At 46.7% G+C, this 12,441-nt stretch carries 6 protein-coding genes and 1 pseudogene; 6 read left to right on the plus strand and 1 reads right to left on the minus strand.

Annotated features, from left to right (window positions below; translation table 11 throughout):
* Positions 1-4: 4 nt before the first annotated feature.
* From T2812B_RS02405 to T2812B_RS02425, 6 genes and pseudogenes are all read left to right on the plus strand, one after another.
* On the plus strand, positions 5-721 hold the full coding sequence (locus tag T2812B_RS02405) for a hypothetical protein (protein WP_004081501.1): 717 nt from the start codon (positions 5-7) through the stop codon (positions 719-721).
* A complete protein-coding gene (locus tag T2812B_RS02410) occupies positions 663-1,511 on the plus strand; it encodes a protein-glutamate O-methyltransferase CheR (protein ID WP_004081502.1) in 849 nt (282 codons plus the stop codon). Before T2812B_RS02405 ends, T2812B_RS02410 begins: the two co-directional genes overlap by 59 nt.
* Positions 1,512-2,072 carry a signal peptidase II gene (lspA, locus tag T2812B_RS09800; RefSeq protein WP_004081503.1) on the plus strand — a complete coding sequence of 187 codons (561 nt, stop codon included), beginning with the start codon at positions 1,512-1,514 and terminating at the stop codon, positions 2,070-2,072.
* Complete coding sequence (locus tag T2812B_RS02415; RefSeq protein ID WP_231556608.1) at positions 1,984-2,865, plus strand: RluA family pseudouridine synthase; 882 nt, start codon at positions 1,984-1,986, stop codon at positions 2,863-2,865. The genes lspA and T2812B_RS02415 overlap by 89 nt, the downstream gene beginning before the upstream one ends.
* Positions 2,862-5,390, plus strand: coding sequence for a DNA polymerase III subunit alpha (locus tag T2812B_RS02420; protein WP_004081505.1), 2,529 nt, complete (start codon positions 2,862-2,864; stop codon positions 5,388-5,390). Before T2812B_RS02415 ends, T2812B_RS02420 begins: the two co-directional genes overlap by 4 nt.
* Before the next feature lie 64 nt (positions 5,391-5,454).
* Positions 5,455-7,312, plus strand: a pseudogene (locus T2812B_RS02425) (ABC transporter substrate-binding protein).
* Between the two features lie 50 nt (positions 7,313-7,362).
* Here T2812B_RS02425 and rpoC read toward each other — a convergent pair.
* The gene (gene rpoC, locus T2812B_RS02430; protein ID WP_004081507.1) at positions 7,363-12,435 is read right to left on the minus strand and encodes a DNA-directed RNA polymerase subunit beta'; all 5,073 of its coding nucleotides are present in this window, start codon (positions 12,433-12,435) and stop codon (positions 7,363-7,365) included.
* Between the last annotated feature and the right edge of the window lie 6 nt (positions 12,436-12,441).

Consider the following 12,441-nt stretch of genomic DNA (forward strand, 5'->3'; position numbering starts at 1 on the left):
GATTTTGTTTATTCTGGCAACTGTTCCTGCATACGCTGGTTTCATCGAAGTGGGAGCAGGAGTTTATGATGAAACTCCCATAGTGGGTTTTGTACTGTCTCCTGAACTCAAAACAGATTTCATAGAAGGAAAGTTCAGATTCGATTTCTTTGCAAGTTTTTCGGAAGGGGAGCCCTCTCTCCTTCCTTTCATTTATGACAATCCTGTTTATTTCCGATTCGGAATCGATGATTTTTCGTTCGAATATCACGCACCGGCAGTTTTGAAAGCGACCTTTGTGCCGTTCAAAAAGAGCTGGAATGTGAGACTTGGTTTCATGGGTGGAATCTGGAACGGAGAAAATGTTTTCTTTTTCACGGAGAAACCCGTGTTTCTCGTTTTGTCGAACGATGATAACTACCACATTGGGCTGAACTTCAAAGTGTTCGATACAGGTCTTGAACTCTTCGTTGAAAACGAAAAGCCCGGTGTCTGGTTAGAACTTGGGAGTTTAAAAGTTGGTGTTTCGAACTGGATTGGTTTGATCTTTGAACACAAAAAAACGGTGGTTCGTTTTCTTTACGATGGAGAATTCAAACCCGGTTTGGCATTGCTGGAGGAAAACGGCTGGATCTTCATCAACAGTGACTACGTAGAAGGAAGCTGGAAGGTGGGTAGATTTCATGCAGGAGGAAAGATCGGAAAAGAAAATTGGGCCTTTCAAATTTCAGTCGAATTTTGAGTGGAAGGAATTCCCTCAGGAAGAATTCGAATGGTTCGTGAAAGAGGTTGAAAAGAGGTTCGGACTGAACCTCTCTTCTTACAAACCACAGAGGGTAAAGCGCAGAACAGAACTTCTTCTCAGAAAGTACAACGTGGGATACAGAGAGTATTTGAACATGCTCATAAAGGACAAGAAGTACCTCGATGAATTCATGGATAAGATGACGATAAACGTGACAGAGTTCTTCAGAAATCCGGAAAAGTGGTGGGAACTGAGAGATGAGATCATTCCTTTGATTGCAAAAAATTCTCTGAGAATGAAGTTCTGGAGTGCGGGCTGCTCCTCTGGAGAAGAACCGTATTCTCTGGCCATCCTGGTTCACGAACTCAATCTTTCCTATAAAACTCGTATTCTGGCAACGGACATCGACATCGGCGTGCTAAGAAGGGCCCAGGAAGGGATTTACGAAGAAAGGGCCTTCGTCAGTACTCCAAAGGAATACCTGGAAAAATATTTCGAGAAACTACCGGATGGAAGGTACAGGATAAAAGATTCTGTGAAGAAAATCGTGGAATTCAAAAGGCACGATCTTTTGAAGGATCCGTTCGAAAAGAACTTCGACCTGATAGTGTGTCGAAACGTGGTTATTTACTTCGAACCAGAAGCGAAAAATGAGCTTTACCGAAAGTTCGCTGAATCTCTGAAACCGGGAGGGTTCCTCTTCGTCGGAAACACCGAAAGAATTTTCAACTACAAAGAACTGGGATTCGAGATATACAAACCGTTCATCTACAGAAAGGTGAAATAGATGGCGTTTGTGATGGTTCTCACAATTGTTCTGGATCAGCTTACAAAGCGGATAGCAAGCGAGATACACGGAACTTTTTTCATAGTTCCGGGTTTTTTGAGATTCGTGAAGGCAACCAACCGAGGAATCGCACTCGGGTTGTTTAAAAATCTTTCCGAACAGCTTCTCTGGACCGTGATGTTCGTTGTTGTTTTTCTCTCCCTGCTTCCTTATATTTTCAAGTTCAGCAGGCTGGAAAGAATAGCCATGGGCTTCATTCTTGGGGGAGCTCTCGGCAACCTTCTCGACAGAATCAGATTCGGATACGTTCTTGATTTTCTGAACTTGACCTTTCTCCCAACGATATTCAACCTAGCGGATGTGTTCATCATAGTCGGAGGAGCGCTTATGATACTGGGAGTTTTCAGAGGTGGAGACAATGAAAGTTTGGAGAGTCGAAAAAAGAGAAGAGGGCTGGAGACTGGATCAGTTTTTGAAGGAGAAGACACCATCATGGATCTCGAGATCAATGATTCAAAAAGCGATAAAAGAGGGCAAAGTGAAGGTCAACGGTCAGATTAAAAAACCAAGTTACAAGTTGAAAGAGGGTGAAATAGTAGAGGTTGACCTCCCTGAAAAGCCGCAGGAAGCGACCGTTCAACCCGAAGAGATAGAATTGAAAGTTCTTTATGAAGATAGAGACATCATAGTTATCGACAAACCCGGAGACATGATCGTTCATCCTGTTCCCTCCAAACTCAGCGGAACTCTTGTGAACGCCCTTCTTCATCACTGCAAAGATCTTCAGGGAGTTGGGGGAAAGCTCCGTCCGGGAATAGTTCACAGACTCGACAAAGAAACCTCCGGTGTTATAGTGGTAGCCAAGAACGACTTCGCCCATCAGAGCCTCTCGAAGCAGTTCAAAGATCGAAAGGTGAAGAAGACTTACATACTCCTGGTGAAGGGCAAAATGAAAAATGATGAAGGAGTTATCGACCTTCCTCTCGCAAGGCACCCTGTTCTGAGGATAAAAATGGCTGTCGTTGAAACAGGGAAAGAAGCGATCACAGAGTACAGAGTTCTGAAAAGGTTCGATGATGTCGCTACACTCGTTCTCGCCTTTCCCAAAACAGGTAGAACACACCAGATCAGGGTGCACATGAAAAGCCTCGGTCATCCGATTATGGGAGACAAAATCTACGGGAAGCCGAAAGAGGATGAGATCTTCGGAATAAAAAGGCAGATGCTTCACGCCCTGAAACTCGGTTTCTTCCACCCTCGAACGGGCGAATGGATGGAGTTCGTCTCACCTCTGCCGGAGGACTTCAAAGAAGCCATCAGAAGGATCCATGAATACGTGAGGGAAAGATCATGATTCCATGGGTGATATCTCCCTATTCTTTCGATGGCTCAGTCGTTCGATTCGAAAAACTGGCCCTTCTCTTGAAAAGAAAGGGACTGAAATCAGTCATCCTCGCCGACAGAAACTTCCACGCCGCCGTGAAGTTCAACACGATCATGAGGAAACACGGCCTGATACCGGTTCACGGTCTCTGGAAAGACGGCAGAATCTTCGTCGCGAGAAACAGAGAGGAATTCGACAGCCTGGTCAGGTACTACAACGGAGAAACACATGAAATCGAAGACATACCTGTTTTCCAAGAAAGCGAACTAACACCTGTGAGATATCTCGATGCCTCTGAAAAAAAGGCCAGCATCTTCATGAGAAAGATCTTCGGACTCGACGAAGACGTTCAGGGTTTTCCAGAAAAATGTGAAGATGTGGCCGACATTCTGAACGCAGAAGCCTACGATCTCAGAGTGAATCACAGATTTCCCACTCCTCCTAAAAATTGGAACGAATTACTAATAAAAAAGGCAGAACCATTGGGTGAAGAGTACATTAGCCGTCTGAAAAGAGAACTCGAGGTGATAAAAAGAAAGGGTTTCACCCCGTACATCTACACGGTGGAAAAAGTGGTAGAGATCGCAAAGAAAATGGGCATAAAAGTCGGTCCTGGAAGAGGAAGTGCGGTTGGTTCTCTCGTTGCATACCTGTGCGGAATAACAGAGGTAGATCCAATAAAATACGACCTTCTCTTCGAACGCTTCTTGAACGAAGAAAGGCAGGAACCACCCGATATAGATGTGGATGTGGAAGACAGGAGAAGAAAAGACCTGATAAAGGAATTATCAAAGTCTTTTCAAGTCTATCAAGTTTCAACCTTCGGAAACCTCACAGAGAAATCTCTGAAAAACCTCATAAACTCCGTTCTTCCAGATGCGTCTCTTGAAGAGAAAAACGAAATCTACAAAACCGTTTACGGACTGCCGCACCACCCCAGTGTTCACGCCGCGGGAGTCGTGATCTCAGAAAACCCTCTGCCACTACCTACAAGAACAGAAGAAGATATCCCGATAACGGACTACGACATGTACGATCTTCAAGAAATAGGTGTTGTGAAGATCGATATACTGGGTCTTAAAACACTCTCGTTCATAAAGGATTTCAAAAAAGAAATTTTCGATTACTCGGATGAAAAAACGTATCATCTCATCTCCAAGGGAAAAACTCTCGGTGTGTTTCAGCTCGAAGGTCTCCAGGCAAGAAAACTATGCAGAAGAATCTCTCCCAGAAACATGGACGAACTCTCCATTCTCCTTGCCCTCAACAGACCTGGTCCATTGAGGTCTGGCTTGGACGTTATGTTTTCGAATTCGAAGAACGTTCCCGCGTTTTTCAGGAAGATGTTTCCAGAGACAAGAGGGGTTCTGATCTATCAGGAACAGATCATGCGACTCGCCATGTTCGCGGGCCTCTCAGGCACCGAAGCGGATATTTTGAGAAGGGCCATTGCAAAGAAAGAAAGAGAAAAAATGGAACCTCTCCTTGAAAAGATGAAAAAAGGCCTTCTTGAAAAAGGCATGGAAAACGCAGAACAGATTCTCGAGATCCTCCTGAACTTTTCCTCTTATGCCTTCAACAAATCCCACAGCGTCGCGTACGCCCACATCACATACCAGACGGCATATTTGAAAGCCCATCATCTTGAAGAATTTTTCAAACTCTACTTTGCGTACAATTCTTCCGACGCTGGAAAGATCTTCCTTGCCGTTCAGGAACTGAGAAATGAAGGATACAGGGTGCATCCTCCAGATATCAACATCTCTGGGAAAGATCTGGTCTTTCACGGTAAAGACGTTTACCTTCCCCTGACGGTTGTGAAAGGAGTGGGCGTGACCCTGGTTGAACAGATCGAAAAAATCAGGCCGGTCAGCAGTGTGAGGGAACTTCAGGAGAGGGTAACCGGAGTTCCGAGAAACGTTGTGGAAAGCTTGATCACAGCAGGCGCCTTCGACAAACTTTATGAAAACAGAAAACTAGCACTAGAGGAACTGAACAAAAGGGTGGAAAAAGATATTCTGGAGATTCGAAGCCTCTTCGGAGAAAAGGTAGAGCAGGAAAGTTCAAACATCAAAATAGGAGACATCACCGAGCTCGAGGAAAAGAGCATGGGATTCCCGTTGACACCCGTTCATGAAGTTCCCACAGGACTCTTTGCCCGTATAGACGATGTCTTCACGTATGGTAGGATCCTTCCTGTGCTTGTCAAAAGAGTTTCGAGAAACATCGTGACGGATGGTCTTTCCGTTTGCCGTGTGAGAACAGACGTTCCCGATGGTGTTCACCTTGTACTCCTTTCTCCCCTCCAGAAGATCATAAAAATCTGGCCCTTCAACGAAAACACCAGGTTCGTGTACAGAGTGGATTTTACCGCGACACTGGAAAAGGCTGGTCAAAACGAGATAACGGAAGTCCTTAAAAACGGGGCTGTCGTAAGGTATGAAGGATACAGACCTCTAACGGATGAATATCGCTACAGAGTCGTTCCCCGATAGGCACAGTATGCTATAATTCAAATATAGTAAGGAGTCATCACATTTTTGGAAAGGGGGTTTCGCTATGAAGAAACTGTTTGTGCTGTTCCTGGCAGTCCTATCAGTTCTGGTACTGGCCGAAGTGAAGAACCCTAGTGAAGAACCCTGACACCATAATCGACGCCACCATTGGAGAACCCGACACTCTCGACCCACACTTCGCTTATGACACGGCGAGTGGTGAAGTTATCTACAACGTGTACGAGAACCTGATCGCTTACAAAGGAGAGAGCCTCACAGAATTCGAACCACGCCTTGCGGAAAGATGGGAAATTCTGGACGACGGGAAAACTTACAAGTTCTACATCAGGAAAGGCGTGAAGTTCCACGAAGGAGGAGATCTCACACCAGAAGACGTGGAATACAGCTTTGAAAGAGGTCTCATCTTCGATCCAACAGCGGGTCCCATGTGGATGCTCTGGGAAGCCCTGTTCGGTGTGGATTCACTGGAAACTTTCGTCGAGGAAAAGATCGGCAAGCCTTATAGCGAACTCTTCGACGAAAACGGTGAGCCGCTTCCAGAGTACAGAGACGCTCTCATAAAGATCTACACGGATTACATCGATCCCGCCATCGAAGTTGAAGGTGACGCCGTTGTGTTCCACCTTGTGAGACCCTTCGCACCGTTCATGTACATACTCGCCCAGAGCGCCAGCTGGAGTGCTGTCCTCGACAAAGAGTGGTGTATAGAGATAGGATGCTGGGACGGAAGAGCCGATACCTGGTGGAAGTACCACGATATCAGAAAAGAAGATTCTCCTCTCTACGCGAGAATGAACGGAACTGGACCCTTCAAATTCGTCGAATGGGACAGAGCTCAGCAGAAAGTCATCCTCGAGCGAAACGACAACTACTGGAGAGAACCCGCGAAGATCAAAAGAGTCATTATCTGGGGAATCGACGAGTGGAGCACAAGAAGGGCGATGTTCCTTCAGGGAGACGCCGATATCTGTGCTGTCCCAACCCAGTACCTCGAGCAGGTGGAAGGAAAACCCGGTGTCACCGTTGTAAAGGGACTTCCTGAACTTGCGGTAACATCCCTTCACTTCGCGTGGAACGTTCCCGAAGACAGCAAGTACATAGGCTCTGGAAAACTCGACGGAAACGGAATACCACCCGATTTCTTCAGCGATGAGAATGTGAGAAAAGCCTTCATCTACGCGTTCGACTACGACACATTCATAAACGAAGTGCTCAAAGGTCTTGGTAGAAAGATACCAACAGACCTTCCAGAAGGACTCCTCGGATTCAACGAAGAGCTGCTGAACGATCCCGACGCTCCACACTTCGATATTGTGAAAGCAACGGAGTACTTCAAGAAGGCATGGAACGGTGAAGTCTGGAAGAAAGGATTCAAGATCACGTTGCTTTACAACACCGGAAATGAAGTGAGAAGACAAGCCGCAGAAATGCTGAAGGCATACATCGAGATGATCAATCCGAAGTTTAAAGTTGAAGTGAGAGGCGTTCAGTGGCCTACGTATCTCGACGCAACCAAGAGAGGAGAAGTGCCTGCCTTCATCATAGGATGGCTCGCAGATTATCCGGATCCTCACAACTTCATCTTCACATACTACCACAGTGCAGGAGTTTACTCTGGAAGACAGGGTGAAAACTTCAGAAAGTTTGTTTCCACACCACATCCCGACCTTGGTGGCAGAAGTCTCGACGAACTCATAGAAGAAGCGATCGCGAAGACCGATCCTGCAGAAAGACAGGCACTCTACGAAGAGATCCAGAGGTTCGCAATGAAGCACGCCCTCGGTATGCCTCTCTATCAGCCGCTCGGTGTGAGAGTCCAGAGAAGCTGGGTCAAAGGATGGTACCACAATCCAATGAGACCTGGCGACGACTACTACGTGCTCTGGAAAGCAGAAGAGTAAAAAATAAAAGGGGCTCCGAAAGGAGCCCCTTCTTTTTTTCTTTTTGTTTCTCACGCGAGTTCTTCTTCCACTGCAGCCCTTGGGGTTTCTTCCACCTGGATTCCCGCGAAGACATCGAGACCGGTTCCTGCGGGTATCAGCTGACCAACGATCACGTTTTCCTTCAATCCAATGAGCGGATCGACCTTTCCTTCGATCGCCGCTGCGGTCAACACCCACGCAGTTTCTTCGAACGCAGCCGCGCTGAGCCAGCCGGGGTAGTTAAGAGCCGCTTTCTTGAGCGACAGGAGTCTTCTCTTGTACTTGATAGGTTCCTTCGGGAGAATCTGGTACGTCACAACTTTATCTTTTTCGAAGACGTCGATCTCTTTTATTCCCGCTTCTATGATCTTCTTCAAAAGTTCCTCGGTCACTTCATCGCCTTTTTGCGCGAGTTCCACGAGTTCTCCCTCTTCTGTTTCCGTGATGATCCTCTTCGCGAGCGTCTTTCCTATGACCCACTTCCTGTTCTCTTCCACTTTCGCATTTCCTTCGAGGATTTCCCTGTTGAATCTCTTTATATCCACAAGCGGCACAAGTTGATCCGGCAAGTAATCGCTGTCTCCAGGATCGACGATCGTTGCCATGCTTAGCATCTGTTTGAATATGATCTCGAAGTGCTTGTCGTGTATACTCACACCCTGCTGGACGTAGGCGTTCTTTATGATCTTCAGCAGATTCATCGCCGTCATTACACCTTTTTCTGATTCGAGCTCCAGGAGTTTCCACCACACAATGGCGCCGCTGGTGAGGGTTTCTCCTCTCAGGACTTTCTGGCCTTTTTCTACCCTTACTTTCGCTCTCTTCGGTACTTTGTAAGCGTGGATGTTACCGGCGTAATCCTCGATGTAAATCACCGTTCTACCACTTTCATCGGTTGCTATGTCTTTAACGAAACCATCGACCTCACACAGAATGGCTTCGGATCCATAGTATTTTCTGATTTCTTTCTTTCCACCGCTCTTTTCTTCTCTCAAGAACGCGTACGGTTCGAACGTCTTCTCCACAGTTGTGAGACCGCTGACGATGTCGCTCGCACCCATGACTCCTCCAACGTGGAATGTTCTCATCGTGAGCTGTGTGCCGGGCTCTCCTATGGACTGAGCGGCCACAACTCCCACCGCTTCTCCGACGTTCACTATCTTGTGGTTGGAAAGATCCATACCGTAACAGGCAGCGCAGACGCCGTACTCGGACTCACAGGTGAGAGGCGATCTCACAATGATATCGGGTCTCACGGAAACTTTTTCTATTCCATTTTCTTCGAGCATCTTCGCCACGATCTCGTTTATCACTTCCTGGTACACGAGAAGCTGTCTTTCACCTTTTTTATCGTACAAAGGTTCCTCTTCCGCGTAAACAGTTCCAACGACAGGATAGACCTTCACCTTTATGCGGTATTTCCCTTCGTTCTTAGCAGCTTTTATCACATCCCAGGTGAGTTCCGTTCCTTCTTCGTACTCTCCAACGGGTTCTGCTATCTCGGCGTACATGTTGGGGAGTGAGAGTTCTGTTATGTCTATCTCTTCGTACCTCACAACGTCAACCATTTTCTTGTAAGAAGCCAGGAAGTTCGCATCGTCGTCTGTGAGCATGGTGTTTCTCGTGTATTCCTTGCCCGTTTCTGGATTCTTTAAAACTTCTTTTGTTTCTGGATCAAGCACGTCCCTTGCGAGCACTCTACCGAAGAGGAACTCGTTCATCTTTTCCACGACTGTTCCTTCTTTTATCAGATCCATGGCTCTGATTCCCTCATGTGTTCCACAGTCGGGTTCCGCCACTGTAACGCTCTGGGCTACATCCACAAGACGCCTCGTCAGATATCCCGCAAAGGATGTGTTCATTGCTGTGTCAACCTGTCCTTTTCTGGCACCGTAGGTGGAAATGAAGAACTGCAGGATGTCAACACCTTCTCTGAGGTTCTTATCGACCGGGTAATCGAATGTGAGTGCTTCGTGGATCGCCTGACCCTTGAAGATCTTGGACTTTATTTCCCTGGATCTTGGGTCGTACGCCTTGATCATCAAACCTCTGATACCGGCGAGCTGTTTCACCTGATCTATGTTACCTCTAGCACCAGAGTTCACCATCATGTATATGGGGTTGAACGGATCCTCTGCGAGCGTTTTGGATGTGAGTTTTGTGATCTCCTCCGTCACACTCATCCAGAGTCGTATGATTTCACTCTTTCTCTGTTCCTCCGTCAGGAAGCCCTTTTCGTAATTCTCTTCGATTATTCTGACCTTCTCCCAGGTCTTCCTGAGAATCTCATCTCTCTCTGGTGGTATCTTCAGATCTTTCAACGAGAGAGTCAGACCGGAAACGGTTGCGTAGTGGAAACCGATGTCTTTTATGTCATCCAAGAGATCCGCAGCTCTGTCTATACCGTGTCTCTTGAACGTTTCATAGACGAGAGCGTTTATCTGTTTTTTGTCGAAAATTCTATTGTAATCCCTCAAATCTTCCGGGAGAATGCCGTTGAAGATCACTCTTCCCAGAGTCGTCTTTATTCGTTTTTCCTCGCCGTTGACAGCAACCTTTATCAGAATCGGAGTGTGAAGTTTTATGAATCCAAGGTGGTAAGCCAGCATCGCCTCTTCGGGCGAAGAGAACTTCCATTTCACATCTTCTTCTTTCAGTGAGTCGAATTCTTTACCAACTGTTGTGAGGTAGTAAGAACCTATGATGATATCCTGCGTCGGCAGCGAAATCGGCTTCCCGTGTGCTGGGGAGATGATGTTGTATCTCGAAAGCATGAGAAATCTTGCCTCTGCCTGCGCCGCGGCCGAAAGCGGTACATGAACCGCCATCTGGTCACCGTCAAAATCCGCGTTGAATGGTGGACACACGACAGGATGGAGCTGTATGGCGTTTCCTTCAACGAGTTTTGGTTCAAACGCCTGAATTGACATCCTGTGGAGTGTGGGAGCTCTGTTCAAAAGAACGACGCTTCCCTTTATCACTTCTTCAAGCACTTCCCAGGCTTCCGGCATCTCTTTTTCTATGATCGCTTTCTTGACCTTTCTCATGGTTTTGCTGGAAGAACCCTCTCCAAGGAGTTTCGCCAGAACAAACGGTTTGAAGAGCTCCATTGCCATTTTCTTTGGAATACCGCACTGGTGTATCTTCAGATTTGGGCCCACGACAATAACCGCTCTTCCAGAGTAATCCACACGCTTTCCAAGCAGGTTCCTTCTGAATCTTCCTTTCTTTCCTTTCAGTAGATCGGTGAGCGATTTCAGAGGCCTACCGTTTCTATCTTTCAAAACGGCTCTTCTGCTTCTCTTTCCTTCCGAATCAGAACCGTTGTGAATGAGAGCGTCAACCGCTTCTTGAAGCATTCTTTTCTCGTTTCTCAGAATGATCTCAGGTGCCCCGAGCTCCAGAAGCTTTTTGAGTCTGTTGTTTCTGTTTATGAGTCTTCTGTAAAGTTCGTTGAGGTCTGTTGTGGCGAACCTTCCTCCCTCGATCTGTATCATCGGCCTGAGGTCGGGTGGAATCACAGGAACAACCTCAAGAACCATCCATTCGGGTTTGTTACCAGATTTCAGGAAATCCTTTACCATCTTCAACCTTCTTCTGAGCTTTATCGCCTTCGAGCTGGAAGAAGGTAACTTTTTGAGTTCCGCTTCAATTTCTGCCTGAAGCGCTTCCAGATCCAGATTCTGAAGCAGTTTCTTTATCGCCTGTGCCCCGGCATCAGCCACTATCTTTTCTGGATAGATCTGAAGGTATGCTTCGTACTCGTTTTCTGTGACTATATCGCCAACCTTCAAACCCGTTTCTTTGGAAACCTCGGGATCTATATCCGTTATGACCACAATCGGTCTGTCGTTTTCCGTTCTCTCTTCAACATCGAACATGGTTGGATAGTGCGACTCGAAGATTTTGTACTCGGTGGCAGAGAGGTATTCTTCCTCGAAGAGGAATCTGTCAGCCAGGTGATCTCCTTTCTTCACCTGGTCGCCGTTGTTAACGTAGACAAGCGCTCCTTCAAAGACAGGATATTTTCTCTCCTCTATAACCTGTTCTACATAGACTTCACCGGTGGAAAGGACTTCGAAGTTTCCGTCTTCAAGTGCTCTTATGTTGAGGTTGGAACCAAATCTCACTGTACCAGATATGCTCGCTTTGACGGCTGGGAGGCTGGTAGAAGTCGTGATCTGATCACCTTTTTTCACCTTCTGGCCGTTCGAAACAAGAATCTTCGCTCCATAAGGAATCGTGAAAACAACCGGCTGATCCTTACTGGTTGTGAGAGGTTTCAACGTAATAGTATTCGAAAGTTCATCTATTTCCACGTGACCGTCAAACGGAGCGTAAACAGGGTCGATTGTCATTTCTTTTGTCAGATCCTGTCCTTTTTCCACTTCTTGGCCATCTTTCACAACGAGAATCATTCCAGGGAGCACCGTGTGTGTGGCTCTGGTGATGTTCTTCACAATGATCCAGGTGATTTCCCTTCCTGTGATGGACTTTTCTGTCTTCAAAGTCACTTCTCCATCGATATCGGAAAGAACAGGAGATTTTGGATTCTTCACCACAAACGCCTGTTCAACATCGAAATCCCACTTTTTTCTGTATATCCTGTACTCGGTCTCGTAGATCACATCCCCCTGGGAGAACGGAGTATCTTTGGGATCAGTCACAATAAAAGCTCTTTCTATGACACGGCGACTGCCGTAGTAGATGATGTTTTCCAGGTCTGAAGTGCTCATGTTCAAGAGTGTTCCGAGAACACTCGGTATGCTCTCGAGATACCAGATGTGCACAGCGGGTGCTGCCAGTTCTATGTGTCCCATTCTTTTTCTTCTGGCTTCTCTGGATTCGACCCTGACTCCACACCTTTCACAGACGGTACCTTCGTATTTCTTCCCCTTGTACTTACCACAGGCACATTCGTAGTCCTTCACAGGACCAAAAATCCTCTCACAGAAAAGGCCGTCTCTCTCGGGCTTGAATGTCCTGTAGTTGATCGTTTCTGGTTTCTTGACCTCTCCTCCAGACCAGCTTCTTATCACTTCCGGAGAGGCTATCTTTATCTGAATTGCCTTTATCTTCCTCTTGAAAGAGGACATTGGCATTCTACC

It is taken from the genome of Thermotoga sp. 2812B (assembly GCF_000789335.1).
Classification (GTDB): Bacteria; Thermotogota; Thermotogae; order Thermotogales; family Thermotogaceae; genus Thermotoga; species Thermotoga maritima.

What these genes read in the sequence shown, in the direction of transcription:
- T2812B_RS02420 (WP_004081505.1), top strand. Translation starts at nt 2,862, where the DNA reads ATGATTCCATGGGTGATATCTCCCTATTCTTTCGATGGCTCAGTCGTT.
- rpoC (WP_004081507.1), bottom strand. Translation starts at nt 12,435, where the DNA reads ATGCCAATGTCCTCTTTCAAGAGGAAGATAAAGGCAATTCAGATAAAG.
- lspA (WP_004081503.1), top strand. Translation starts at nt 1,512, where the DNA reads ATGGCGTTTGTGATGGTTCTCACAATTGTTCTGGATCAGCTTACAAAG.
- T2812B_RS02410 (WP_004081502.1), top strand. Translation starts at nt 663, where the DNA reads ATGCAGGAGGAAAGATCGGAAAAGAAAATTGGGCCTTTCAAATTTCAG.